Origin of the sequence: Streptomyces sp. NPDC001407 (assembly GCF_042895325.1) — a bacterium.
In the GTDB taxonomy this organism is placed as follows: Bacteria; Actinomycetota; Actinomycetes; order Streptomycetales; family Streptomycetaceae; genus Streptomyces.
Map to the genome: position 1 here is coordinate 551,381 of NZ_JBIAWF010000001.1, position 25,809 is coordinate 577,189.

A 25,809-nucleotide genomic window follows, 5' to 3' on the forward strand; every position below is an offset into this window, starting at 1 on the left:
AAGGGGAAGATCATGGCAGTTGTACGCCTGGTAGGGGCGGGAATATTCCCGCAGCGGGATCTCAGCATCGGCGGCCGCAACGCGCTACTCAACGCATCAAAGGTGATTTACGTCAGTTTTCCCGGAGCCGTGGAATGGCTGCGCGAGCTGGGGGTGAGCAACACACAGGACATCGCCAGCTATTACAAGGACGGAGCAGAGGACCGTGACAACTACTCGAGCATGCTTGACGCCGTCGTCGCGGCTGCGCGTGAGTTCGGAGATGTCACCTACCTCGTCCAGGGGCATCCCAACCTCGGAGTCACCCTGACACAGGAGCTGTTCCGTCTCTCGGACAAGGAAGCTGACCTCGACGTCGAGGTGATCCCGGGAATCAGCAGCCTTGACACGATGATGCTCGACCTTCGCCTGGACCTGCTCGAGCGTGGATGCATGGTGGTCTGCGCCAATCGCCTACTGCTCTTCCGGTACAACCTCGACCCGCGGCTCGGCATGCTCATCTACCACGGTTCGTCAGTGGGAACGAGTCAGACGAACTTCGTCGAGCCCTGGCGGAGCAACCAGATTCAGCTGCTGCAGGAGTACCTCTGCGAGAGCCTGGGGGAGAACCGATCTTTCGTCGCCGTCTGCTCGAAGTCACATAAGGACGAAGAGTCGAAGCTCGTCCGAGGAAAGCTGTCAGGGCTCGCACAGGCAGTTGAGGCGATCGACTACGGCACTTCGATCTATGTGCCGGCGAGTGAGAGCGTGGGCGAGGTCGACCGAGAATTTCTGAGCCTGCTCGTGGGCAACAAGGCTACGGCTGCCAGCTGACCGGATCACCCTTGGGGGTTCCCTGTCGAAAAGAAAGGCGAAAGTGAAAGAATTTACTCTTGAGGATCTGCTCTACATTCTTCGAGAATTTGCCGATCCGGACACCTGGACCGAAATCGAGTTGGGTGGAGACATGGCGGACGAAACCTTCGACGCCCTCGGATACGACTCACTCTCCCTGTTCAACACGCTGGCGCGCATAGAAAGCGACCGCGGAGTTGAGTTTTCGTCTGACGTCGTCTACAAGGCCGGGACTCCGGAGGGCCTGGTGAAGCTGGTGAACGAAGCTCTTCTGGAAACCGCGTAAGAGAGGAGGCAGGGGCAATGTGTGGAATCACAGGGTGGGTGAACTTCGGGCACGATGTGTCGGAGCAATACGAAGAGATCCGGAAGATGACCGACACGCTGGCCTGCCGCGGCCCGGATGCGGAAGGAATGTGGACAGCCCGCCACGTAGCCCTGGGGCACCGCAGGCTTGCCGTCATCGACCTTGACGGCGGTCGGCAGCCGATGACGAACGAGGGGCCGGGCCATGAGTGCGTAACGCTCACGTTCTGTGGGGAGGTCTACAACTTCTCCGAGCTCCGTACCGAACTCACCAGCCACGGGCACGTGTTCCGCACACGCAGCGACACCGAAGTGGTACTCCGTGCCTACATACAGTGGGGACGCTCGTTCGCCGAGCGCCTGAACGGGATGTTCGCACTGGCGATCTGGGACAGTAGGAACGAGGAGCTGACTCTCGTACGCGATCGTATGGGCGTCAAGCCTCTGTACTACTTCCCCACCCCGGACGGTGTGCTCTTCGGGTCCGAACCGAAAGCCATACTGGCCCACCCAAGGATATCTGCGCGTGTCGACTCCGACGGCCTGCGCGAAGTCCTCGACATGGTGAAGACGCCGGAGGCGGCGATCTATTCGGGCATGTACGAGGTCCGTCCCGGGCACCTCGTCCGCGTGAGCCGGAAGGGCCTGACCAAGCATTGCTACTGGGCCCTCGAGGCTCGTGAGCACACCGACGACCTCAGGACTACGATCCGGACAGTCCGAGAGCTGCTGGAAGACACTGTTCAGCGCCAGATGGTGGCGGAGGTCCCCCTGTCCACCCTGCTCTCCGGCGGCCTGGACTCATCCGCCATCACGGCTCTGGGCGCCCAAACGCGAGGTTCGGGCCCGCTACGGTCGTTCTCCGTCGACTTCTCCGAAGCCGCCACCCGGTTCCAGGCGGACGCAGTCCGTGGTGCAGTCGACGCCCCGTATGCACGTGAGCTGGCTCGACACGTCGGCGCCGAGCACACCGAGATCATCCTGGACAGCGCCGAGTTGCTCAGCCCCGCCGTGCGCGCAGCCGTCCTGCGGGCCACGGACCTACCACCGGCCTACTGGGGCGACATGTGGCCATCCCTCTACCTGCTGTTCGCAGCTGTAAAGCAGCACACGACAGTGGCACTGTCAGGGGAGTCGGCAGACGAACTCTTCGGTGGATACCGGTGGTTCCATAATCCGGGAGCCGTGCAGGCGGACACCTTCCCATGGCTCACCTCGGGTTCGGCCCGCTACTTCGGCGGGGTTCAGCTGCTCGACCGAGGGCTGGTGGAGAAGCTCGATATTCCCGGCCACCGACAGGCCCGCTATCACGAGGCACTCGGTGAGGTCCCTGTCCTGCCGGGCGAGGAGGGGACTGAGCGCCGGATGAGGGAGATGGGCTACCTCAACCTCACCCGCTTCGTGCAGACGTTGCTGGATCGCAAGGACAGAATGAGCATGGCGGTCGGGCTCGAGGTTCGGGTCCCCTTCTGCGACCACAGGCTGGTCGAGTACGTGTTCAACACCCCCTGGGCGATGAAGGCATTCGATGGCCGGGAGAAGAGTCTGCTCCGTGCTGCCACGGCTGACCTGCTGCCGACGTCCATACTGGAACGAGTCAAGACTCCGTACCCGACCACTCAGGATCCGGCATACGAGAGTGGGCTACGGGCCGAGATGGCCGAGATCGTCCGAGACAGCAACGCCCCTGTCCGGCCTTTGCTGGACCTGAAGAAGGCGCAGGCAGTCTTGAGCCGACCGCAAAGCACGACCAGTCGGTCCTACGACCGAGGCGGCCTTGAAATGGCGATCTGGTTGAACCGGTGGCTCGGCTCCTACGACGTCACTCTGGATCTGTGATTGCGGGTTCGCCGAGAAGGCCTGAAGTAGCCAGCAGATAACCCAGCTGTGCCCGATTCGTGCTCCCGAGCTGCTCGGCGATCTTCGCGATATGTGAGCGACACGTCCGGACGCTCATACCCAGACGGCGGGCGATCGCTTCATCGACATACCCGGAGACCAGGAGCTGACAGATGGTGCGCCGGATGCCGGGAATGACACTGGGCTCTTCCCTGCTTCGACTGCCGGAAGTGAGGGGGGCTGCACGTTGCCAGGCCCGTTCGTAGACGTCCACGAGAAAAGTGATGAGAGCCGGATTGCGGACTTCGAGAGCACTCTGACGGTCGCTGCGGGCAGGAATGAACGCCACCTCACGGTCGAAGATGATCAGGCGTTCGAAAAGCTCGTCCAGGGTGCGCACTTGAGCTGAATCACCAGCCTCGGTGATCTGATGGATGTAGTCCATGGTTGCAGGGTTGTAGCGAACGGTGTGCTGATACAGAGTCCGCAGTCGGACACCACGGGCGATCAGGTCCCGGCTCCGTTGCAGAGCTTCGGAGAGGACGGCTGAGGAGCGGCCGCCGCCAGGCTGGGAGGTGAGCAGTTCGGTGGTGCACCTTTTGGTGGCAAGGTCGATGGCGGCGTTGATGGCCGGCAGGCCTTCGAGCATCGCCAGATCCGAGACCGGGCGCTGCTGGGCGTTGTAAAGAGCCTCGATCGGGTCCAGAGCCCGCTGCAGTTCCTGCGCGACCTCCTGGCGCTGCTGGATCTCCTGTTCAATGGGGCGTACGAGCATGGCCAGAGCGGCGGAGGGGCGGATGGGGGTCAGGAACTGCTCAGGGCCGGGAACCGGCTGGAGAAGCTGCAGCCGCAGGAGACAGGCAGGCGTGGAAGGCTGATCGGCGTGGCCGGTGCGGACTGCGTCCAGGTAGTACCTGACACCTCGCTTGCAGAGCGCACCGTCGATACGGCAACCGTTGCCCGATTCGCACGATTCGTTCATGTTCAGCCTCCTGCAATGTCACTTCATGAGCACTTTCAACTCTTGTACGGCTGAAGACGTCGGGAGAAGCTCTCCTTCATCACGGGTCAAACACCCGTGAGTGAGAGGGGAAGATGAAGCTTCTTCGCAAGGTTACCGGGTTGACAATTGCACTGGTTGCGATTGTCACGGTACTCACAGTTGCCGACTCTGCTGATGCGAATCCGTCGAGCACGGAAACCCACACTGCTGCCGCTAACCCCATGGCACTCGATCCCGGGTGGGACTAGTCACTCCGCCGGGGGCTCTGCACTGAACGCGGCGCCATTGAACCGGAAGAGCATGAACTACCTGCCAGCGCCATACGAACCGCCACACGGTCCCGGAGACCTCACCCGACGGCTGGAAGCCCTCCTCGTGGCGAACGTGCCAGCTGTCTGCCCCGTGCATGTAGGGCTGGCGTCCCCCGTGTCATGTTCCCCGAAGCACGCGCGTGCAACCTATGCCATTGCTCAGCGTTTGGCGCGCCGTGATGTCGAGGCCCTTCCGGTCTTCGGTGAGATTCCGCCTCGTCAGTTGCGCCTTCTCACCGCGGCCAGCTGGGGCCGGGCGGATGCGGTAGGGAGGGAGTTCAGTCATCTTCCTTCGGATCTGACGACGGAACTCTGGCGGCAGGTCCACGAGCTTTCCGCCCGCCCTGAGGATCTGACGCCCATTGAACGCGATGTCGCCGGCATGTTGATGCTGAGGCTCGATTACCCCCAGCGGGCCGCTCGGCTGCTCGGGATCACAGATGCCCAGATGGGCATATCGTCGTTCCCGCAGGACGTACGGCCAGAGCATGTGCTCACCAGGCTGGCCGTCCTTACGCAGCTGCACCCCAAGCCCGCTCAAGTCGTGTCGCAGGCGCTCCGAGCAGTATCTGATCCTCGGCTGTCAGTACTGACCCGCCTGGCACTGGCGAGCTTCGCGATACCTCTCCAAGCAAGTCACGGGTCCGGATCCACGGCCCTGCACCAGGCAATTGCCCTGGCAGAACAGGCGCTGACACACCCGCTGGACATGGATCCCGAACATCGGTGGGTCGAGCGCAAACTGCTTCGATCACTCTCCGATGCCGCCATCTTCAGAGGGGAGGCTGCGGCCACAACTGACTACTTGGACCGGGCCGCCCTGAGTCTCATCGAAGTCCAGCCAGAGAGTGCTCTGCTTCAACTCGCCTGGGACGAAGAAGTGTTCTCCGCGTTTCAGGCACAAGGGCGCGCATGTCGCAGCATCAACGATACCGAGGGTGCCGTGACGGCCACGTCCCGCCTCCCGGGCATCAGTCCCTATGACGCGGACGCTTGGCGCATCTATGGCTACACCCTCCTGGCGGCAGGACGCCTGGACGAGTCGCTGCACGCTTACGAGCAGATGCTTCCTCTGGGAGGGCATTCGGTGGCCGCGGCAGCCTTCCACCTTGGGTGGATCCACGAGAAGCGCGGTGACAGGAAGCGCGCGCAAGACTCATACGCGTTCTCCGATGCAATCGACCCAACTGTTCCTGCAGTCAACGAGAGGCTGTCATCCCTTCAGTGATGGCCGAGTCAGGTCTATTGATGCCGCTGAACACACAGGGCAAGGCAGGGCGTCGATGTCTTCTCGGGAGAACATCACGTCACCACCACTGCCGGTAGTTCATTAGATCCGGCGGGAGAGGTCAATGCTTTGTCCTGCGGCGACGGCATTTGCCGGCCCGAGAGCGTCTCCGGCGTCGGCAGGGTAGTGGCGGGGATGAACCAGGAGCCGACTGCTCGCAAGGCCCTGGCTCGGCAGATTGGCGGCCTGGTCGGCAGAGGCGCCAGGTCGGTGGTGGCGACCAGGCGGTACGGACCATAGACGGCCGACCGCCGAGCGTGGTGTCGGTGGCCCACAACCTCGGGATGTCCGCCGCAGATGTACCACCGCACAGGTGTCCAGTCGCCGGGTGGTCGGCATCCTGCCAGGGCGTGGGTGGTTCCGATGGGGTGTGCGGCTGGGCTGCAGGGCCCCAAGTTCCACGGTGCAGCTTAAGGGCCACCACGTAGGCCAGTTGGGCCTTGCGTAGCACAAAGTGACAGCCATCGCTGGTGCTGTAACCACAGTCGGCCGCCACCACCGCCCAAGCGAACCCGACCGCTGCACGGCGAGGGCAGCGGCTTGATACGGAAGGCCAGGCCGGACCGGCTGCGAAGTTGTGGGTGGGGCGGTACCGGAGTTCGTCGACGACGTCCCCGCCGTCGTGCGGAGCAGCGGCGGTCTGCTCGCAGAGTACCTTCAGCCACCAGGTGCTGACCTGTCCGACGTCCCATGTGGACTCGGAGACGAAGAACTGCAGCCGCTGCACGGGGCCGCCCCTGCGCGGGGCCAAGCTGGTGAAGAGAGCGTTGAACCGGTCCTCGAATTCCGAACGGGCCAGACTGTGCGGGTCACCCGCGCTTCCAGCCTGTCCGGAATTCGAGGGCCGGGGCCGGAGCCCCGGCAAACCGGCCCTCGGACGGACTACGCCGCCGGAACCACCTGCTTCTCCTCCGCGAAGTGGCACGCCGACTCATGTGCCGCCGGGGTGTCCTTGCCCTGGTAGAGCTCGGGGATCGCCAGCAGCGGGATCTCCTCCGCGCACTTGTCCTGCGCCTTCCAGCAGCGCGTGCGGAAGCGGCAGCCGGAGGGCGGGTTCGCCGGGGAGGGCACGTCGCCGGTCAGGATGATCCGCTCCCGGCCCTCGCGCGCCTCCGGGTCGGGCACGGGCACGGCCGACAGCAGCGCCTGGGTGTAGGGGTGCGTCGGGTGCTCGTAGATCTGCGCGTCCGTGCCGATCTCGGCCATCTTGCCGAGGTACATCACGCCGACGCGGTCGGAGATGTGCCGGACGATGGACAGGTCGTGTGCGATGAAGATGTAGGAGAGGTTGAACTCGTCCTGGAGCTTCTCCATCAGGTTGATGACCTGGGCCTGCACGGAGACGTCCAGCGCCGAGACCGGCTCGTCGCAGACGATGATCTCCGGGTTGAGCGCGAGGCCGCGGGCGATACCGATGCGCTGGCGCTGGCCGCCGGAGAACTGGTGCGGGTAGCGGTTGATGTATTCGGGGTTGAGGCCGACGACGTCCAGCAGCTCCTGCACCCGCTTGCGCCGGTCACCCTTCGGGGCCACCTCGGGGTGGATCTCGAAGGGCTCGCCGATGATGTCACCGACGGTCATCCGGGGGTTGAGCGAGGTGTAGGGGTCCTGGAAGACCATCTGGATGTTGCGGCGTACGGCCTTCAGCGCGCGCCCGGACAGCTTGGTGATGTCCTGGCCCTTGTAGAAGACCTCGCCCGAGGTGGCCGTCTCCAGGGTCATCAGCAGCCTGGCGACCGTGGACTTGCCGCAGCCGGACTCACCGACGATGCCGAGCGTCTCACCCTGGTAGAGGTCGAAGGAGACGCCGTCGACGGCCTTGACGGCGCCGACCTGCCGCTTGAAGAGGATGCCCTGGTGCAGCGGGAAGTGCTTGACCAGATTGCGGACCTGGAGGATGGGCTCACCGCGGTCCACGGGGGCATCGAGAACCGCCTCGACCTCCGCGGTCGTGCTCGCGTCGGCGGGGACGACCTCGGAGACATTGGGCGTCGTCTCCGCCACGGCCTCGTCCTTCTTGCCGGTCTCAGCCATGGATCGTCTCCTTCCAGAAGTGGCATGCGCTGCCGCGGCCGGCCAGCGACGCGCCGTCCTGCTCGGTCACCTGGTGCAGGGCGGGCACGTCCGTACGGCAGATGTCCTGCGCCTTGGGGCAGCGGGGGTTGAAGGCGCAACCGCTCGGGATGGCGAGCAGGTTGGGCGGCAGCCCCTTGATCGCGTAGAGCTCCTGCCCCTTCTGGTCCAGGCGCGGGATGGAGTCCAGCAGTCCGCGCGAGTAGGGGTGGGCAGGACGCTTGTAGAGCTCGTGGACGGGTGCGGTCTCGACGATGCGGCCCGCGTACATCACGGCGATCTTGTCGGCGACGTCCGCCACCACACCCAGGTCGTGGGTGATGAGGATGAGGCCCATGTTGTACTCGCGCTGGAGCTCGGCCAGCAGGTCCATCACCTGCGCCTGGACCGTCACGTCCAGCGCCGTGGTCGGCTCGTCCGCGATGATCAGATCGGGCTCCAGGGCCAGCGCCATCGCGATCATGATGCGCTGGCGCATACCGCCGGAGAACTGGTGCGGATAGTCGCCCACCCGCTCCTTGGCCGCGGGGATACGCACCCGGTCCATCAGCTCGATGGCTTTGGCCTTGGCTTCCTTCTTGGACAGCCCCTTGTGCACCCGGAACATCTCGCCGAGCTGATAACCGACGCTGAGCACGGGGTTCAGGGAGGACAGGGCGTCCTGGAAGATCATGGCGATCTTGGCGCCACGGATCTTCCGCCGCTCCTCGGCGGACATCTTCAGCATGTCCTGGCCGCGGAAGAGGATCTCGCCCTGCGGAATCTTCCCGGGAGGCATGTCGAGGATGCCCATGATGGCCTGCGCCGTCACGGACTTGCCGGAGCCGGACTCACCGAGCACGGCGAGCGTCTCTCCGGAGTCCACGGAGTAGTTGACACCGTTGACCGCCTTGGCGACGCCGTCACGGGTGTGGAACTCCACGTGCAGATCACGGACTTCGAGCAGCGGAGCGTTCTTCTTGCCGTCGGCCGGGCGCTGTTCCTCGGCGCCTGCCGTCTTCGGGGTAGTGGTCACGTACGCCTCCCTCAGCGCAGCTTGGGGTCGAGGGCGTTGCGGACCGCATCGCCGAGCATGATGAAGGCCAGCACCGTGATCGAGACCATCAGCGCCGGGAAGAGCAGGACATGCGGCGCGTTGCGCAGCTGGTCCTTGCCGGCGGAGACGTCGATGCCCCAGGACACCACCGGGTCGGCGAGGCCGATGCCCAGGTAGGACAGGGTGGCTTCGGCGGAGATGTAGCCACCGAGCGAGATGGTCGCGACCACGATCACCGGGGCGATGGCGTTCGGCAGGATGTGCCGCAGCAGGATCCGGCCGGTGCCGGCGCCGAGCGCCTTGGCGGCCATCACGTAGTCCGCCTGCTTGCAGGAGATCACCGAGCCTCGCATGACGCGGGCGATCTGCGTCCACCCGAGGATGATCAGAGCTCCGGAGACCACCCAGACGGAACGCACGTCGAAGGAGGTGAGCACGACCATGGCGCCGAGGAGGAACGGGATTCCGGCGAAGATATCGGTGAGGCGGGAGAGCAGGCTGTCGAGCCAGCCGCCGAAGTAGCCCGCCAGCATGCCCACGACGCCGCCGAAGAGGGTGACGGCGGCGGTGACCACGACACCGACGATGACCGAGGCACGGGCGCCGTAGACGAGCCGGGCCCAGATGCTGCGGCCCTGGCCGTCGTAGCCGAGCCACTCGCCCGAGAAGACCTTCCCGTACTGCGGGTCCTTGAGGAAGGCGCCCTGCAGATTACCGTCACGCGGCGAGGTGTCGGTGAACAGGCTCGGGAAGCACGTCATGACCAGGAGCAGCAGGATCAGCACGGCCGACGCCACGAACAGCGGATTGCGACGCAGATCGCGCCACGCGTCGGACCACAGGCTGCGCGGCTTGCCTGCCGTGGCCTTGGCCGGGCTCTTGGACACGGCCTGCTCCTCGGCGGCCGGAAGCGTGGCGGTGCCTTCGGTTGCCTCAGGCATAACGGATCCTCGGGTCCAGGACCGCGTAAAGCAGGTCGACGAGCAGGCTGGCCAGGAGATAGACGATGACGAGCAGCGTCACGACGCCGGTGACGGTGGAGCCTTCGTGGCGGTTGAGGGCCTCGTAGATGACACGCCCGACACCGTTGATGTTGAAGATGCCCTCGGTGACGACCGCACCTCCCAGCAGAGCGCCGAGGTCGGTGCCGAGGAAAGTCACCACGGGGATCAGGGAGTTGCGCAGCAGGTGGACGCCGACGACGCGGCGACGCGGCAGGCCCTTGGCGACGGCGGTACGGATGTAGTCCGCGCGCAGGTTCTCCGCGATGGAGGTCCGGGTCAGCCGGGTGACGTACGCGAGCGACAGCGAGCCCAGCACGATGGCCGGCATGAACAACTGCCCGAAGTCCTCGGAGTTCTGGACGGTGGGCGTCAGCCAGCCCAGCTTCATGGCGAACAGGAACTGGAACGCGTAGCCCAGGACGAAGGACGGCACGGACACCAGCAGCAGGGTGAAGAAGAGCACCCCCTTGTCCAGCAGGCGATCGGCGCGCAGACCGGCCAGCACTCCGAGGCTGATGCCGACGACCACGGTGAAGACGAACGCGAAGAGCGCCAGTCTGATGGTCACCGGGAACGCGTCGGCGATCACATCGGCCACAGGTCTCTGGCTGGCGATCTGAGTGCCGAAGTCGCCCTGGAACAGCCCGCTCAGATAGTTCCAATACTGGTGCCAGAGCGGCAGGTCGAGCCCGAGGTCGTGCTTGACACGGGCGATCTGCGACGGATCGATGGCCTGCTCTCCCCACATCGCCCGCACGGGATCACCGGGCAGGGCGTGCATCATGAGGAAGATCAGCAAGGTTGACCCGAGGAAGACCGGGATCATCTGGAGCAGTCGCCGCGCGACGTAGCGCCCCATGGTGCCTCCATATGGATAACGACGGCACCGGGGGCCGCTCCTCGGCAGCGAGGCTGCGGGGAAGCGGCCCCCGGCACCTTCCCGCCCGTACCGGATTACGGGGGTGGCGGGGTACCGGTTGCGGATGGGTCCGCGGGAGCGGGGACTACTTGGGGGTGATCTCGGTGACGACCGGGTCGCCGCGGAAGTCGAACTTCACGTTCTCGACCTTCTTCGAGAAGCCCGCGTTGGCCTTGTAGTTCCACAGCGGGATGGCCGGCATCTTCTGCGCCATGGCCTTCTCGGCGTCCTGGTAGAGCTTGACCGACTCGTCCAGCGTCTTGGCGTTGTCACCCTTGTCGAAGAGCTCGTCGATGCCCTTGTCCGAGAAGCGGCCGCTGTTGGCCTCGGCACCGGTGCGGTAGAGCTCGCGCATGAAGTTGACGTTCAGCGGGTAGTCGGCGACCCAGCCACCGCGGTACATCGCCTTGACCTTGTTCTGGTCACGGGTGTCGAGATCCGCCTGGAAGTCCGGCTTGGCGTCGCCGAGGCACTCGATGCCGGTGTTCTGGCGGATGTTCTGGCACACGGCGGTGATCCACTCCTTGTGGCCACCGTCGCCGTTGTACTGGATCCAGATCTTGTTGCCCGGAACGCCGCCGCCTTCCTTGATGAGCTCCTTGGCCTTCACCGGGTCGAACTTGAAGACGTCGACGCCGAGATCGGTCTGGTTGCCCATGACACCCGGCGCCGTGAAGCTGGTGGCGGGGACGCGGGTGTTGTTCAGGACCGTCTTGGTGATGGTCGGGCGGTCGATGGCCATCGACAGGCCCTGGATCACCTTGGGGTCGACGTTCTTGAACGGCTCGCTGTAGAAGGCCGGGACGATGCTCTGGACGGCCGCGTAGGGCTGCTCGATGGCACGGTCGCCGAGGTCCGACTTGTACTTCGGCAGGTCCTTCGGACCGACCTGGCGGATCACGTCCAGGTTGTCGGAGAGCAGGTCCTGGTAAGCGGCCTCGACCGTGGAATAGGCCTTGAACTGGACGCCCTTGTTCTTGGGCTTGTCGTCACCCTTGTAGCCGTCGAAGGCGCCGACCTGGATGAGCTTCTTGTGCTCCCACTTCTCGAACTTGTAGGGGCCGTTGCCGATCGGCTTCTGGCCGGCCGCCTTGGGGTCCTTGAAGAACTCCTTCGACTGCGGCATGAAGGGCACGTAGCCCAGCTTGTACTCGAAGTACGGGACGGCGTGGCTGAGTTCGACGGTGAACGTCGTGTCGTCCACGGCCTTGAGCCCCGACATCTTGTCGGTCTTCGGGTCGCCCTTCTCCGGGTGGACGTCCTCGTAGCCCTTGATGTCGTTGAACCAGAGGCTGTCCTTCTGGTTGTTCTTGACGTTGGCGCCCCAGTTCCAGGCGTCGATGTATGACTGGGCGGTGACCTTCTCACCGTTGTGGAACGTCCAGCCGGACTTGATCTTGATCGTCCAGGTCTTGGAGTCCTCCGTCGAGATCTTCTCGGCGGCGTCATTCACGATCTTGCCCTGGTCGCCGAACTGCACCAGCGGCGAATAGAGCGCGGTGACGACCTGGTGGCCGAAGGTCTCGTTGACGTCCGACGGGATGAGCGGGTTCTGCGGCTCACCGTTGTCGATGGAGACATACCCCTGGGGTTTGCCCGAGTCTGACGAGCTGTCGGATCCACCGCCACAAGCCGTCGCGGCCATGGCCACGACTATCGCACTCGTGACCCACTTCGCACTCTTGGCACCGCGCATGGGTATGCCTCCTCAGGAGTCCACTGTCACTACATAGAGAGGCACCGGTCCCACGCTGACACCCCTGACAGCGGAGACGGAACCGGCACCTCGAGTGTGCTCGTGAGTCGGCGCTCCCCACAGCGCGTGACCCATTGACCCGAGCTCAATGAACCCAACTATTGAGTACGTCCGGCTTGTAAACCACACTTAAAGGGTCTCGCTTTGGTCACATCGATCACATTCGCCTGTCCGAAATCCGGACAAAGCGAGGAGAGACAGACACCCGCGAAACGGACTGTTAACACAACAACTGCTGTTGTCCGTCCGCTATTCGGACACCCGTGGTTTAAACCTGGCACTTAATCACTTGCCCGAAAGGGCAGTGTGCGCATCCCGAGCATGCCAGAGGCCCGGCACCACCACCGGTGAAAGTGGTGAAGCCGGGCCTCTGGTGAAACCGGCAGCGCGTCAGCGCTTCGCGCGGGAGGCGGTGCGGCCGCGCTCCTTCTGGTCCAGGACGACCTTGCGGATGCGGACGGCCTCCGGGGTCACCTCGACGCACTCGTCGTCGCGGCAGAACTCCAGGGACTGCTCCAGCGACAGCTTGCGCGGCGGGACGATCGCCTCGAAGGAGTCGGCGGAGGAGGAGCGCATGTTGGTGAGCTTCTTCTCCTTGGTGATGTTGACGTCCATGTCGTCGGCGCGGGAGTTCTCGCCGACGATCATGCCCTCGTAGACCTCGGTGCCCGGGTCGGTGAAGAGGACGCCGCGCTCCTGGAGGTTCGTCATCGCGAAGGCGGTGACGGCGCCGGAGCGGTCGGCGACCAGGGAGCCGTTGTTACGGGTCTTCAGCTCGCCGAACCACGGCTCGTGGCCCTCGTGGATGGAGTGGGCGATGCCGGTGCCGCGGGTGTTCGTCAGGAACTCCGTGCGGAAGCCGATCAGGCCGCGGGACGGGACGACGAACTCCATGCGGACCCAGCCGGAGCCGTGGTTGGACATGTTGTCCATGCGGCCCTTGCGGGTGCCCATGAGCTGCGTGACCGCGCCCATGTGCTCCTCGGGCACGTCGACCGTCAGGCGCTCGACCGGCTCGTAGGTCTTGCCGTCGACCTGCTTGGTGACGACCTGCGGCTTGCCGATCGTCATCTCGAAGCCCTCGCGGCGCATCTGCTCGACCAGGATGGCCAGCGCCAGCTCACCGCGGCCCTGCACCTCCCAGGCGTCGGGGCGCTCGGTGTCCAGGACGCGCAGCGAGACGTTACCGACCAGCTCGCGGTCCAGACGGTCCTTGACCTGGCGGGCGGTGACCTTGCGGTCCTTGACGGCGGACTTGGCGTCCGCGCCCTTGCCCGTGCCGCCGCGGCCGACCAGCGGCGAGGTGTTGGTGCCGATGGTCATGGAGATCGCCGGCTCGTCGACCGTGATCAGCGGCAGCGCGATCGGGTTCTCCGGGTCGGCCAGGGTCTCGCCGATCATGATGTCGGGGATACCGGCGACGGCGCAGATGTCACCCGGGCCGGCCATCTCGGCGGGCTTGCGGGTGAGGGCCTCGGTCATCATCAGCTCGGTGATGCGGACGTTGGAGATGGTGCCGTCACGCTTGATCCACGCGACCGTCTGGCCCTTGCGCAGCTCGCCCTGCTCGACGCGGAGCAGCGCGATGCGGCCGAGGAAGTTGTCGGCGTCGAGGTTGGTGACGTGCGCCTGGAGCGGGGCCGCCTCCTCGTACGTCGGGGCCGGGACGTGCTCCAGGATGGTGGAGAAGAACGGCTCCAGGTTGGTGCTGTCCGCGGGGACGGTGCCGTCCTCCGGCTTGGTCAGCGAGGCGACGCCGTCACGGCCGCAGGCGTAGACGATCGGGAACTCGATCTGGTCCTCGTCGGCGTCCAGGTCGAGGAAGAGGTCGTACGTCTCGTTGACGACCTCGTCGATGCGGGAGTCCGGGCGGTCCGTCTTGTTGATGCACAGGATGACCGGCATCCGCTTGGCGAGCGCCTTGCGCAGCACGAAGCGGGTCTGCGGCAGCGGACCCTCGGAGGCGTCGACGAGCAGCACGACCGCGTCCACCATCGACAGACCGCGCTCGACCTCGCCACCGAAGTCGGCGTGGCCGGGGGTGTCGATGATGTTGATCGTGATCGGGTCCCCGCCGTCCTTGGGGTGATACTTCACCGCCGTGTTCTTGGCGAGGATCGTGATGCCCTTCTCACGCTCCAGGTCGTTCGAGTCCATGACGCGGTCGTCGACGGACTCCAGCTGGTGCGCGGCGAAGGCGCCGGCCTGCTTGAGCATGGCGTCGACGATGGTCGTCTTGCCGTGGTCGACGTGGGCGACGATGGCTACGTTTCGAATGTCGTGGCGCGTGGGCACTTGCGGCGCTTCTCCCGGAATCGTGGATGGCGACGCGTACGGTCCGGTACGCGCGCCTGCCGGGCAGGACACGCCACGGCCTATCAACTCCATGGTACGGGCCCGCGCCGACTTCGGCGGCCCGGGGATGCGTACAGGCGTTCTGACCTGCGGTAATTCCATCGGCCCGGCCGCGGAAGGAGCCCTTCCGGCGGCCGGGCCGACGCTGTGGACCCCCGGTCAGGCCCGGAAGCCCAGATCCTGGTAACGCGGGGTGGCGAAGCCGAACGCCCCGGCGTTGGCCACCGCGCCGCGGGCGGCGACGAGCTCGGGGCGCTGGTAGAGGGGGATGGAGCCGGCCGCCGCCCAGATCCGGGCGTCCGCGCGGTCGACCAGGTCGTGGGAGACGTCCGTGTCCAGCTCCGTGGACGCCTGCTCGAAGAGCTGGTCGATCTGGTCCGTGCCGACCCGGGTGTAGTTCTGCTCCACCAGCAGCGAGCCGTCGGCCGCGGGCTGCGGCTTGGCGAAGACGGGCCGGGCGTCGGTGGCGGGGAAGGGCGTGGCGGGCCAGGAGTAGAGGGCGAGGTCGTAGCTGCCGGCGGCGATGTGGTCCTTGAAGTAGCCCGCGTCGGCGACCTTGGTGATGTCGGTGTGGATGCCGACCGCCTCCAGGCGCCGGGCGATGCGGTCGCCGACGGCCCGCAGCGGCTCGGCGGCGGCGCCCTCCGGGAGGATGAAGCGGAGGCTGAGCTTCTTGCCGTCCTTCATCCGGACCGGGGCGGCGACGGCCTTGCCGCCGGCGTCGCGCGGGGCCTTCTCGTCGACGTCTCCGGGCTGGCCGGTGCGCTCCTCGCGCTCCTGCCGCTCCGCGGCCGACTCCTCGCCGGGGTCGGCGGCCGGTTCGTCGGCGGTCCGGGTGTCCTCCTCGTCCTCCGTGGGCCCGGTGCCGCGGCCGGGGCGGCCCGCCTTGTCCGCCTCGGCCTGCTTCTTCGACAGGGCCGAGCCGTGGGCGCCCTTCTCCCGCCAGCCGGCGTCCGCGAGCAGGGCCTCGGCGGCCTTGGGGTCGGGCCCGCCGACGGCGTCGCTGTTGTCCTCGTAGCCCTGCTGTCCCGCCATGTAGAAGTGGCTGCCGAGCGGGGTGGCGGGCAGGCCCAGCGGCCGCAGCACCGTTTCGGCCAGATCCTTGCGGTCGATGGCGCGGGCCACCGCGCGGCGCACCCGCTCGTCGGCCAGCGGGCCGGAGGCGCCGTTGAGGGCGAGCTGGGTGTAGGCGGGCTCCAGGGACTTGCGCACGGTCAGCCCGCGCAGCGCCTCCGCCTCGGGGGGCCTGCCCACGGCGGCCCGGTTCCCCTTCTCCCCCTCCCCCTTCTTCAGCGGCTTGTTCGCGGCGGTGATCCGGTGTGCGACGGAGGGGCTCACGTCGGCGAGGTCGAGCTTGCCGTCCGCCAGCTCGTCGGCCCGCTCGCCGGGCGGCACGGCGCGCAGGACGAGACGGTCGAGCTTGGCCCGGTCGCCCCACCACTTCGGGTCGCGGACGAGCGTGAGCGTGCCCTCGTCCTTGTCGCGGGAGTCGACCCGGAAGGGGCCCGCGGAGACCTTCAGCTCGTTGCGGGCGCCGTCGTTGAAGCCGCCCGGGCTGCCCATCACGGACTTCGGGTAGAGCGGGCTGAAGAGGGAGGCCCAGTCGACGTAGGGCTTGGCGAAGGTGACCTTGACCTCGTGGGCGTCCGCGCCCTGCTCGACGCGGTCGATGCGGTCGTAGCCGGCGTTGCGCGCCGTCCAGTAGGCGCTGTCCTTGCCGCGCAGCGCCTTCCACTGGGCCTCGAAGTCGGCGGCCGACAGGGCCTTGCCGTCGCTCCAGGCCGCCTTGGGGTTGAGCTTGTAGACGACGACCTGCCGGGGCTCGCGCTCGGCGACGGTGACGGCCGTGAGGTAGTCGGCGTTGCGCTGCGGCCGTCCGCCGCGGTCCATGGTGAACAGCGCGGGCAGCACCGCGCCGGCGACGCGCTGGGTGGTGGCGTCGGCGTCGGCCTGGAAGGTGTTGAAGGTCGCGGGCAGCGCGTCCACCGCCCAGCGCAGGGTGCCGCGGTCGGCGACCTCGGCGCGCGGGGCGGCGGCGATGTCCGGCGGGGTGACGGAGCCCTCGGCGCCGTCGTGGCTCCCGCCGCAGCCGGCCAGGACGGGCAGCGGGAGCAGGACGCCCGCGACGAGCAGCACGGCGGAGCGGCCCGTTCGGGACCGGGTCAGGGTCGTCAGGGGTGCCGAGAGGACCAAGAGAGGGGCCATGGGATACCTCCGCCGGACTGGGCTGCCGCCGGATGGCTCGTCCGGCGCAATGCGCGGTTGATCGCATCTACCGACAACCACTCAAAGCGACGGGCATGGCGAAGGGGCGCCGACACGGCGCCGCCGGGCCGCACGCCACCCACGTGGGCGAACGGTGCCCCGGGCCCCGGACGCGGGGCGCCGCCTCCCCCGACGGCGCGATCGCGAACGCTATCTTCCCCCGGAGGGGTGTGACGCGCGACACTCACTGTCGCAACACCGTCGCCACCCGCAACCGCCGATCGCGGAAGTGAGGGCAAGGACCCATGTCCCTGAACGATGAAGTGACGGCAGTCCAGCGCTGCCTGGACGACCTCGGCCGCGCGCTCGCCCGGCTGGAACCCCTCCTGGGCGCCAGGGACCTGGAGCTGCGACGCGTGCGCACCGACGCCGCCCACCTGCGCGAGAGCGTCACGCTCCTGCGCTCCGCCCACGCACCGGACACACCCCGCGCCGAGCCGGTCCCGGTGCCCGACGCCCCGTACGACGCCTCGCTGTGGAAGGACGCCGACGAGGAGGGGCTCGGGGCCCGCGACCGGCACGCCCCCTGACACCCCCGGGCAGCGCGGCGAGACACCGACCACCCACTCCTCCCCGGAGTCCCACTTTGGCCACTGGTACCGATCCCCGGACAGGCACCGCCACCGCCCCCAGCCAGTCCCCCGGTGGCGTGCACCACGCGTCGCGCGCCTCGATCACCCCCCGCCACCTGCGCACCGACCGCTGGTGGCTCGCCCCCGCGGTCACGGCCGCCGGGCTGCTGGCGTTCGTCGTCTACTCCACCTGGCGCGCCTTCGCCAATGGCGACTACTACGCCGCGCCGTACGTCTCGCCGTTCTACTCCCCCTGCATCGCGCAGAACTGCGTCCCCATGAAGGACGGCGCGGACTGGGGCCTCTTCGGCTCCTGGTGGGGTCTCTCACCGGCCCTGCTGGTCCTGATCTTCCCGCTGGGCTTCCGGCTGACCTGCTACTACTACCGCAAGGCGTACTACCGCGGCTTCTGGGCCTCGCCCCCGGCCTGCGCGGTCGCGGAGCCGCACAAGAAGTACACCGGCGAGACCCGCTTCCCGCTGATCCTGCAGAACGTGCACCGCTACTTCTTCTACTTCGCGGTGATCGTCGCGGGCATCCTCACCTATGACACCGCCCTCGGCTTCCGCAACGCGCGGGGCGAGTGGGGTCACATGGGGCTCGGCACGCTCGTGCTGCTCGCCAACATCGCGCTGATCTGGGCGTACACCCTCTCGTGCCACTCCTGCCGGCACATCGTCGGCGGCCGGCTGCGCAACTTCTCCAAGCACCCGGTGCGCTACCGCATGTGGGGCTGGGTCAGCGCGCTGAACGCCCGCCACATGCTGCTCGCCTGGGCCTCCCTGGTCAGCGTGGCGGTCGCCGACTTCTACGTCTATCTCGTCGCCAGCGGCGCCTTCGACGATCCGCGCTTTTTCTAGAGAGGGGCATGTTGATGTCGCGTACGGCCCGGCAATCCTGGGACGTCGTCGTGGTCGGTGCGGGAGGCGCGGGGCTGCGGGCCGCCATCGAGGCCCGGGAGCAGGGCCTGCGCTGCGCGGTGATCTGCAAGTCGCTGTTCGGCAAGGCGCACACGGTCATGGCCGAGGGCGGCATCGCCGCCAGCATGGGCAACGTCAACCAGGGCGACAACTGGCAGGTGCATTTCCGCGACACCATGCGCGGCGGCAAATTCCTCAACCAGTGGCGGATGGCCGAGCTGCACGCCCAGGAGGCGCCCGAGCGGGTCTGGGAGCTGGAGACCTGGGGCGCGGTCTTCGACCGCACCGCGGACGGCCGGATCTCGCAGCGCAACTTCGGCGGCCACGAGTACCCGCGGCTCGCGCACGTCGGCGACCGTACGGGCCTGGAGCTGATCCGCACCCTCCAGCAGAAGATCGTCTCGCTCCAGCAGGAGGACCACCGGGAGACCGGTGACTACGAGTCCCGGCTGAAGGTCTTCCAGGAGTGCACCGTCACCCGCCTGCTCAAGAGCGGCGAGCGGATCTCCGGCGTCTTCGGCTACGAGCGCGAGTCCGGCCGCTTCTTCACCATCGAGGCCCCGGCCGTGGTGCTGGCCACCGGCGGCATCGGCAAGTCCTTCAAGGTGACGTCCAACTCCTGGGAGTACACCGGCGACGGGCACGCGCTCGCGCTGCTCGCCGGGGCGTCGCTGATCAACATGGAGTTCGTGCAGTTCCACCCGACCGGCATGGTCTGGCCGCCGTCCGTCAAGGGCATCCTGGTCACCGAGTCCGTGCGCGGCGACGGCGGGGTGCTGCGCAACAGCGACGGCAAGCGGTTCATGTTCGACTACGTCCCGGACGTCTTCAAGGAGAAGTACGCCGAGTCCGAGGCCGAGGGCGACCGCTGGTACAAAGACCCCGACCACAACCGCCGCCCGCCCGAGCTGCTCCCCCGCGACGAGGTGGCCCGCGCCATCAACTCCGAGGTGAAGGCGGGCCGCGGCAGCCCGCACGGCGGGGTCTTCCTGGACATCTCCAGCAGGCTGCCCGCCGAGGAGATCCGCCGCAAACTCCCCTCCATGCACCACCAGTTCAAGGAGCTGGCGGACGTGGACATCACCGCCGAGCCGATGGAGGTCGGGCCCACCTGTCACTACGTGATGGGCGGGGTGGACGTCGACCCGGACACGGCGGCGGCGGTCGGCGTGCCCGGCCTCTTCGCCGCGGGCGAGGTCGCGGGCGGCATGCACGGCTCCAACCGGCTGGGCGGCAACTCTCTCTCCGACCTGCTGGTCTTCGGCCGGCGGGCCGGGCTGTACGCCGCCCGGTACGCGGCGGGGCTCGCGGCGGCGGACCGGCCGGCCGTGGCGGAGACCGACATCGAGGCGGCGGAGGCCGAGGCGCTGCGCCCGTTCGGCGCCGAGGGCGGCGACCCGGCCGTCTCGCACGGTCCGGCGGAGAATCCGTACACCCTCCACCAGGAACTCCAGCAGTCGATGAACGACCTGGTGGGCATCATCCGCAAGAGCCCCGAGATGTCGGAGGCGCTGCGCCGGCTCGCGGCGCTGCGGGACCGTTCCCGGCGGGCGGGGGTGGAGGGTCACCGGCAGTTCAATCCCGGCTGGCACCTGGCCCTGGACCTGCGGAACATGCTGCTGGTCAGCGAGTGCGTGGCGCGCGCGGCCCTGGAGCGCACGGAGAGCCGGGGCGGGCACACGCGCGACGACCACCCGGCGATGGACCGGCAGTGGCGGCGGGTGAACCTCGTGTGCCGCCTGGCGGAGGAGAGCCCGGGGTCGGCGGCGGCCGATCCCCTGCTGGGGCTGGTGCGGGTGGCCCGGCGCGAGATGCCGCCGATCCGCGGCGACCTGCTGGCGCTCTTCGAGAAGGACGAGCTGGTGAAGTACTTGACCGACGAGGAGCTGACGACTTGAGTTACGACGCCCATTTCCGGGTCTGGCGGGGTGATGCGGACGGCGGGCACCTCGTCGACTACACCGTGGCCGTCAACGAGGGCGAGGTGGTCCTCGACGTCATCCACCGGCTCCAGGCCACCGAGGCCGCCGACCTGGCCGTCCGGTGGAACTGCAAGGCGGGCAAGTGCGGTTCGTGCAGCGCGGAGATCAACGGCAGGCCACGGCTGATGTGCATGACCCGGATGTCGTCCCTCGACCCGGACGCGACGGTGACGGTCACCCCGATGCGGGCCTTCCCGGTGCTGCGGGACCTGGTGACGGACGTGTCCTTCAACTACGCGAAGGCGCGCGAGGTGCCCGCCTTCGTGCCGCCGCCGGGGGTGGCGGCCGGGGACTACCGCATGAAGCAGGAGGACGTCGGCCGGTCCCAGGAGTTCCGCAAGTGCATCGAGTGCTTCCTGTGCCAGGACACCTGCCACGTGGTGCGCGACCACGAGGAGAACAAGGCGGCCTTCGCCGGGCCGCGCTTCCTGATGCGCGTCGCCGAGCTGGACATGCACCCCCTGGACGCGGCCGGCGAGGCCGGCATCGACCGCAAGCGCGCCGCGCAGGACGAGCACGGCCTGGGCTACTGCAACATCACCAAGTGCTGCACGGAGGTCTGCCCCGAGCACATCAAGATCACCGACAACGCCCTGATCCCGCTCAAGGAGCGCGCCGCCGACCGTAAGTACGACCCACTGGTGTGGCTGGGCAACAAGATCCGGCGCCGCGGGGAGTGAGCCCGGCGCGAGCCGGGCGCGAATACGCTCCGTGGAGGGCTCCGAGCTCCCGGTAGCGAGTCGGGCACTACCGCCATACGCTCCCAAATGTGACACGGCTTTCCAGGCGGTACGGGCCGGGGGCGCCGGGCCGGGCCCGGGTCAGGGCTCCCCTCGCCCTCCTCACGCTGTGCGCGCTCACGCTCCCGGTGCCGGCCGCCCATGCCGACACCCCCCTCGACCTGGACACCGGCGGCCGGATCACCGACACCGTCGGCGCGCTGGGCCAGCGCCGCTCGCAGGTCAACAGCGCCCTCAACCGGCTGCACACCGTCCACCACATCCAGCTGTACGTCACCTACGTGCGCGACTTCTCCGGCCGCTCCGGGCATGACTGGGCGAACGCCACCGCCGACCGCAACGGCCTGGGCCCGCACGACGTGCTGCTCGCGATCGCCACCCACGAGCGGCAGTACGCGGTCTCCGCCGCCCCGGACTCCGGCTTCCGCCAGGAGCAGCTGAAGACCGTCTCCTCCACCGCCATCGCGCCCGCCCTGGCCCAGCACGACTGGGCGGGCGCGGCCATCGGCGCCGCCGAGGGCTACGGCGCCGTGCTCCAGGGCAGGCCGGTGCGGCTCCCCGCGATCTCGCCGGGCAGCAGCGACCCCGGCGGCGACGGGCTCGTGCCGGGCAACCGCCGGGTGTGGCTGCCGGTGACGGTGGCCGTCCTGGCCCTGCTCACCGGCCTCTACCTCTGCTTCTGCTCCCGCCGGGCCGCCCACCGCCGCGCCGCCCGGCGGGCCCGGCCCACCGTCGCCACCTCGACCCCGCCCGGCCTCGCCCGTTTGGCCCAGCCGCTCACCCCGCTTCCCGAACTGGAGGCCGAGGCCGCGCGCAATCTCGTCGAGACCGACGACGCGGTCCGCACGAGCGCCGAGGAACTCCTCTTCACCACCGCGCAGTTGGGCAAGTCGGCCACCCGTCCCTTCGCCGAGGCCGTCGCCTACGCGAAGAGCGAGCTCGCCTACGCCTTCCGGCTGCGGCAGGGGCTGGACGACGCGCCGTACGAGGACGACGAGATCCGCCGCCGCACCCTGGACGAGATCTGCTCCCACTGCACCAGCGCCAACCGCCGGCTGGACGCCGAGTCCGGGGCCTTCGACCGGCTGCGGGCCCTGAAGGTCAACGCCACCGGCATCCTGGAGCACGCCGAGGAGATCGCGCGGGCGCTCGGGCCGCGGGTCGACACCGCGGAGGCCGCGCTGGCCGCGCTCGCCGAGTGCTGCGTCAAGTCCGCGCTCTCCCCCGTGGCCCGGCACCCCGCCGAGGCCCGTGACCGCCTCGCCTTCGCCACCGCGGGCCTGGCGGAGGCGCGCCGCTCCCTGGCGGAGGGCGACGCGGACGGCGCGGCGATCTCCCTGCGCGCCGCCGAGGCGGCCCTCGCGCAGGCCCGCACCCTCACCACCTCGGCGCTGCGCCGGGCCCGCGAGCTCACGGGCACCGCCGCCCGGCTGCCGTCCGCGCTGGCCGATGTGGAGGCGAGCCTGGCCGAGGCCCGGGCGGCCGGCACGGTGGACGACGGACGGGTGGCGGAGGCCGAGCGGGCGCTGGCGGAGGCGCACGGGGAGATCGCGGGCGGGCGGTACGACCCGCGGGCGGTGCTGCGGCGCCTCGCGGAGACCGCGGCCGTCCTCGACGCGGAGGCCGGGGCCCTCGCCGACGAGGGGCGCGCACGGCGGCGCGTGGAGCGGGCGCTCGGCGCCGCGCGGGGCGAGGTGGCGGCGGCGCGCGACTTCATCAGCACGCACCGGGGCGCGATCGGCTGCCGCGCCCGCACCCGGCTGGCCGAGGCGGAGCGCCACCTGGCCACGGCCCGCGCCCTGGCGCCCAGGGGCGGCCCGGCGGTCCTCCATGTGACCGGCGACGCGGACTCCCTGGCCCGCCAGGCCCGCGCGCTCGCCGAGCACGACGTCTCCGACTACGCCGCCCCGTACGACCCCCGCACCCCGCACCCGGCGCGCGCCCTGTGCGGCGCGCTCCTGGGCGGCATCATCCTGACGGGGCTCCTCCCGGCGACGTTCGGCGGCGGCGCCACGAGGGGACGGCTGGCGGCGGAGTGAAGGAGCCTGGCCGCGCGACGGCCGGTCAGTACAGGCTCATCAGGGCCTCCACCGCGTCCGGCGTGGGCGTGTCCCCGTCCGGCAGGGCCAGCTCGAACCACACCGTCTTGCCGTGCGGCGTGCGGCGGCTGCCCCACGCCGCGCTGAGCAGCCCCACGAGCTGGAGCCCGCGCCCCCCTTCGTCCGTGTCACGCGCCCGGCGCCGCCGGGGCTGGACGAGCCCGCCGTCCCAGACCTCGCACACCAGTGTCCGGTCGAGGAGCAGCCGCAGCCGGATCTCGCCCTCGCCGTACCGCAGCGCGTTCGTGGCCAGCTCGCTGACCAGCAGTTCCGTGGTGTCCACGAGGCTCTCCAGGCCCCAGGAGAGCAGCTGCTCGCGCGCCAGCTCCCGGGCCCGCGCCACGGAGCGGGCGTCGGGCGGGAGCGTCCAGTCGCCGACGCAGTCCGCGGGCAGGCCCCGCAGCCGCGCCATGAGCAGCGCGATGTCGTCCTCGCCGTGGTGGGTGTCCAGCGCGCCCAGGACGTGGTCGCAGACGTCCTCCAGCGGCCGGGAGGGGTCGGTGAGGGCGTCCCGGAAGGCCTCCAGGCCCTCGTCGAGCGGGTGGTCGCGGGACTCCACGAGGCCGTCGGTGTAGAGGACCAGCAGCGCGCGGTCGGGCAGGTCGATCTCCACCTGCTCGAAGGGCTCGCCGCCCACGCCGAGCGGCATGCCGGGCGGCACGTCCAGCAGGAGCGCGGGCTCGCCCGCCTCGACGAGGACGGGCGGCAGGTGCCCGGCGTTGGCGACCGTGCAGCGCCGGGTGACCGGGTCGTAGACCGCGTAGACGCACGTGGCCAGATAGACCTCGGAGAGGTCGGCCGCCCGTACGCCGCCGCGCACGCCCCGCGACGCGGACTGCTTGCCGCCCGGCCTGCCGAGGCCGTGGGCGATCTCGTCGAGCGCGGAGAGCACCTCGGCGGGCTCCAGGTCGAGCATGGCCAACGTCCGTACGGCCGTGCGGAGTTCGCCCATGGCGACGGCGGCCCGCAGTCCGCGGCCCATGACGTCGCCGACGACCAGTGCGGTGCGGTGGCCGGGCAGCTCGATGACGTCGAACCAGTCGCCGCCCACCTCGGTGGCCGCGTTGGCCGGGAGATAGCGGCAGGCGATGTCCAGCCCGGCGGCGTCGGGATCGCCCGGGGGCAGCAGGCTGCGCTGGAGGATCAGCGCGCGCTCGTGCTCGCGCCGGTAGAGCCAGGCGTTGTCGATGCAGACCGCGGCGCGCGCCGCGAGCTCCACGGCGAGCGCGGTGTCGCGCTCGCCGAACGGCTCGCTGCCCTTCGTACGGGAGAACCGCGCCAGCCCCACGACGGTGTCCCGGGCGACCATCGGCACCGCGAGCGTGGAGTGCACGACCGCGCCCAGCTCCGGGCCGTCCTCGCGCTCGCGGCCCGGCACCAGCTGCACCTGCGCGGTGCGCAGGGCACCGGCGTAGGGCGAGTGGAAGGCGTAGCGGTGCACCTCGCCGACCTGCACGGGCTTGTCGGCGCCGTCGACGGGCGCGCCGGAGACCGCGCTGGCGTACGCGACGCGCCGCAGCTCGCCGCTGCCGTCGGCGAGGCCGGGCGGCGCCTCGTCACCGACGAGGAGGCCCTGGTAGAGGTCGACGGAGGCGAGGTCGCAGAACTGGGGGACGGCGACGTCCAGCAGCTCGCGCGCGGTGGTCTCCAGGTCGAGGGAGTTGCCGATGCGCGCGCCCGCCTCGTTGAGCAGCGCGAGGTTGCGGCGCACGCCCGCGGCCTCGCGCTCCGCGCGGCGGCGGCCGGTGACGTCGGTGGCGATCGCGGCCACCCCGATGGGCCGCCCGCTGCCGCTGTGCAGCCGGTAGAGCGAGACCGACCAGCGGCGGCGCTCGCTCTGCCCGGGGACCGGCCCCACGAGCTGGATGTCGGACACCGGCCGCCCGGTGTCGAGGACTTGGCGCAGCGCCGCGGTCAGCCGCTCGGCCTCGCCGCGCGGCAGGAAGTCGTGCGGGGTGCGGCCGCGGTGCCAGGCGGCGGGGCGGCCGAAGGTCTGGGCGAAGCTCTCGTTGACGCGGAGCAGGGTGAGGTCCGTGCCGAAGAAGAAGAATCCCAGGGGAGATTGGCCGAAAACGGCCTCGGAGGCCGCGATGTCGGTCTCTATCCCGCGCAGCGCCCGGGCGTCCACGGCCACGCAGAGCGCGCCGCGCTCGCCCTCCTCGTCCTCGGTGGGCATCACATAGATCTCGGCCAGTCCCGGCGAGCGTTCGCCGCGCGGATAGGGGACGAGGCCCGTCCACTCCCGGCCGTCGAGCCCGCCCTCGCCCAGGAAGGGGGCGGCGCCGGCGCCCGGGCCGCGACGCACCCCAGGGGCGTCGGGGGTGAAGATCTCCAGGGGGTCCTTGCCGACGGCGTGCCGGGCCGCTATTCCGAAGAGCTCCGCCGCGCGCTCGCTCCACTGCTGGATGCGCCCGTCGGCGCCCAGGGAGAACGAGGCCACGCGGATGTAGTCGTAGAGGGATCCCGGCGGGCTGTTCTGCCACATCGCCGCGGCCTGTGTTCCCTCC

Annotated in this window: 18 protein-coding genes; 9 read left to right on the forward strand and 9 right to left on the reverse strand. The window is 68.9% G+C overall.

Going from position 1 to position 25,809, the window contains the following annotated elements; genetic code table 11:
- Positions 1–12 precede the first annotated feature (12 nt).
- Genes ACFY1P_RS02495 through asnB form a run of 3 tightly spaced genes read left to right on the forward strand, consistent with a single transcriptional unit; the run spans position 13 to position 2,979 of the window.
- Complete coding sequence (locus tag ACFY1P_RS02495) at positions 13–813, forward strand: SAM-dependent methyltransferase (protein WP_390749394.1); 801 nt, start codon at positions 13–15, stop codon at positions 811–813.
- Between the two features lie 43 nt (positions 814–856).
- Positions 857–1,120, forward strand: coding sequence for an acyl carrier protein (locus ACFY1P_RS02500; RefSeq protein ID WP_390749395.1), 264 nt, complete (start codon positions 857–859; stop codon positions 1,118–1,120).
- Positions 1,121–1,137: 17 nt separating this feature from the next.
- Positions 1,138–2,979 (forward strand): asparagine synthase (glutamine-hydrolyzing), encoded by a 1,842-nt coding sequence (asnB, locus tag ACFY1P_RS02505; RefSeq protein ID WP_390749396.1) that lies wholly within the window; start codon positions 1,138–1,140, stop codon positions 2,977–2,979.
- Here the strand turns inward: asnB and ACFY1P_RS02510 are convergent.
- Positions 2,963–3,961, reverse strand: coding sequence for a LuxR C-terminal-related transcriptional regulator (locus ACFY1P_RS02510; RefSeq protein ID WP_390749397.1), 999 nt, complete (start codon positions 3,959–3,961; stop codon positions 2,963–2,965). The genes asnB and ACFY1P_RS02510 overlap by 17 nt on opposite strands.
- Positions 3,962–4,459: 498 nt before the next feature.
- Between ACFY1P_RS02510 and ACFY1P_RS02515 the strand changes: the two genes are divergently transcribed.
- Complete coding sequence (locus ACFY1P_RS02515) at positions 4,460–5,521, forward strand: tetratricopeptide repeat protein (RefSeq protein WP_390749398.1); 1,062 nt, start codon at positions 4,460–4,462, stop codon at positions 5,519–5,521.
- A 942-nt stretch (positions 5,522–6,463) separates the two neighbouring features.
- On the opposite strand, the gene ACFY1P_RS02520 is transcribed toward ACFY1P_RS02515, so the two are convergent.
- From ACFY1P_RS02520 to ACFY1P_RS02550, 7 genes are all read right to left on the reverse strand, one after another.
- Complete coding sequence (locus tag ACFY1P_RS02520; RefSeq protein ID WP_390749399.1) at positions 6,464–7,615, reverse strand: ABC transporter ATP-binding protein; 1,152 nt, start codon at positions 7,613–7,615, stop codon at positions 6,464–6,466.
- Positions 7,608–8,669 carry an ABC transporter ATP-binding protein gene (locus ACFY1P_RS02525; protein WP_390749400.1) on the reverse strand — a complete coding sequence of 354 codons (1,062 nt, stop codon included), beginning with the start codon at positions 8,667–8,669 and terminating at the stop codon, positions 7,608–7,610. The genes ACFY1P_RS02520 and ACFY1P_RS02525 overlap by 8 nt, the downstream gene beginning before the upstream one ends.
- Positions 8,670–8,680: 11 nt before the next feature.
- Complete coding sequence (locus tag ACFY1P_RS02530; RefSeq protein WP_390749401.1) at positions 8,681–9,631, reverse strand: ABC transporter permease; 951 nt, start codon at positions 9,629–9,631, stop codon at positions 8,681–8,683.
- Positions 9,624–10,553 (reverse strand): ABC transporter permease, encoded by a 930-nt coding sequence (locus ACFY1P_RS02535; protein ID WP_390749402.1) that lies wholly within the window; start codon positions 10,551–10,553, stop codon positions 9,624–9,626. The genes ACFY1P_RS02530 and ACFY1P_RS02535 overlap by 8 nt, the downstream gene beginning before the upstream one ends.
- Before the next feature lie 145 nt (positions 10,554–10,698).
- On the reverse strand, positions 10,699–12,309 hold the full coding sequence (locus ACFY1P_RS02540) for an ABC transporter substrate-binding protein (protein WP_390749403.1): 1,611 nt from the start codon (positions 12,307–12,309) through the stop codon (positions 10,699–10,701).
- 450 nt (positions 12,310–12,759) lie between these two features.
- Entirely contained in the window at positions 12,760–14,664 is a 1,905-nt protein-coding gene (gene typA / locus ACFY1P_RS02545; RefSeq protein ID WP_361530808.1) for a translational GTPase TypA, read from the reverse strand.
- Between the two features lie 219 nt (positions 14,665–14,883).
- Positions 14,884–16,929 (reverse strand): ABC transporter family substrate-binding protein, encoded by a 2,046-nt coding sequence (locus tag ACFY1P_RS02550; protein WP_390749404.1) that lies wholly within the window; start codon positions 16,927–16,929, stop codon positions 14,884–14,886.
- A 305-nt stretch (positions 16,930–17,234) separates the two neighbouring features.
- Between ACFY1P_RS02550 and ACFY1P_RS02555 the strand changes: the two genes are divergently transcribed.
- From ACFY1P_RS02555 to ACFY1P_RS02575, 5 genes are all read left to right on the forward strand, one after another.
- Positions 17,235–17,519, forward strand: coding sequence for a hypothetical protein (locus ACFY1P_RS02555; RefSeq protein WP_361530802.1), 285 nt, complete (start codon positions 17,235–17,237; stop codon positions 17,517–17,519).
- Positions 17,520–17,575: 56 nt separating this feature from the next.
- Positions 17,576–18,421: a hypothetical protein gene (locus ACFY1P_RS02560; protein ID WP_361530799.1), complete on the forward strand. Its 846-nt coding sequence runs from the start codon at positions 17,576–17,578 to the stop codon at positions 18,419–18,421.
- A 14-nt stretch (positions 18,422–18,435) separates the two neighbouring features.
- Complete coding sequence (locus ACFY1P_RS02565; RefSeq protein ID WP_390749405.1) at positions 18,436–20,379, forward strand: fumarate reductase/succinate dehydrogenase flavoprotein subunit; 1,944 nt, start codon at positions 18,436–18,438, stop codon at positions 20,377–20,379.
- Complete coding sequence (locus ACFY1P_RS02570) at positions 20,376–21,143, forward strand: succinate dehydrogenase/fumarate reductase iron-sulfur subunit (RefSeq protein ID WP_390749406.1); 768 nt, start codon at positions 20,376–20,378, stop codon at positions 21,141–21,143. The genes ACFY1P_RS02565 and ACFY1P_RS02570 overlap by 4 nt, the downstream gene beginning before the upstream one ends.
- An 89-nt stretch (positions 21,144–21,232) precedes the next feature.
- The gene (locus tag ACFY1P_RS02575) at positions 21,233–23,242 is read left to right on the forward strand and encodes a TPM domain-containing protein (protein WP_390749407.1); all 2,010 of its coding nucleotides are present in this window, start codon (positions 21,233–21,235) and stop codon (positions 23,240–23,242) included.
- Positions 23,243–23,267: 25 nt separating this feature from the next.
- Here ACFY1P_RS02575 and ACFY1P_RS02580 read toward each other — a convergent pair whose 3' ends face one another.
- A complete protein-coding gene (locus tag ACFY1P_RS02580) occupies positions 23,268–25,787 on the reverse strand; it encodes a SpoIIE family protein phosphatase (protein WP_390749546.1) in 2,520 nt (839 codons plus the stop codon).
- Between the last annotated feature and the right edge of the window lie 22 nt (positions 25,788–25,809).

Bases quoted from the DNA above. Each gene is read 5' to 3' on its own strand.
- ACFY1P_RS02495 (WP_390749394.1), top strand. From the start codon at position 13: ATGGCAGTTGTACGCCTGGTAGGGGCGGGAATATTCCCGCAGCGGGAT.
- asnB (WP_390749396.1), top strand. From the start codon at position 1,138: ATGTGTGGAATCACAGGGTGGGTGAACTTCGGGCACGATGTGTCGGAG.
- ACFY1P_RS02510 (WP_390749397.1), bottom strand. From the start codon at position 3,961: ATGAACGAATCGTGCGAATCGGGCAACGGTTGCCGTATCGACGGTGCG.
- ACFY1P_RS02520 (WP_390749399.1), bottom strand. From the start codon at position 7,615: ATGGCTGAGACCGGCAAGAAGGACGAGGCCGTGGCGGAGACGACGCCC.
- ACFY1P_RS02530 (WP_390749401.1), bottom strand. From the start codon at position 9,631: ATGCCTGAGGCAACCGAAGGCACCGCCACGCTTCCGGCCGCCGAGGAG.
- ACFY1P_RS02535 (WP_390749402.1), bottom strand. From the start codon at position 10,553: ATGGGGCGCTACGTCGCGCGGCGACTGCTCCAGATGATCCCGGTCTTC.
- ACFY1P_RS02540 (WP_390749403.1), bottom strand. From the start codon at position 12,309: ATGCGCGGTGCCAAGAGTGCGAAGTGGGTCACGAGTGCGATAGTCGTG.
- ACFY1P_RS02550 (WP_390749404.1), bottom strand. From the start codon at position 16,929: ATGGCCCCTCTCTTGGTCCTCTCGGCACCCCTGACGACCCTGACCCGG.
- ACFY1P_RS02555 (WP_361530802.1), top strand. From the start codon at position 17,235: ATGTCCCTGAACGATGAAGTGACGGCAGTCCAGCGCTGCCTGGACGAC.
- ACFY1P_RS02565 (WP_390749405.1), top strand. From the start codon at position 18,436: ATGTCGCGTACGGCCCGGCAATCCTGGGACGTCGTCGTGGTCGGTGCG.
- ACFY1P_RS02580 (WP_390749546.1), bottom strand. From the start codon at position 25,787: ATGTGGCAGAACAGCCCGCCGGGATCCCTCTACGACTACATCCGCGTG.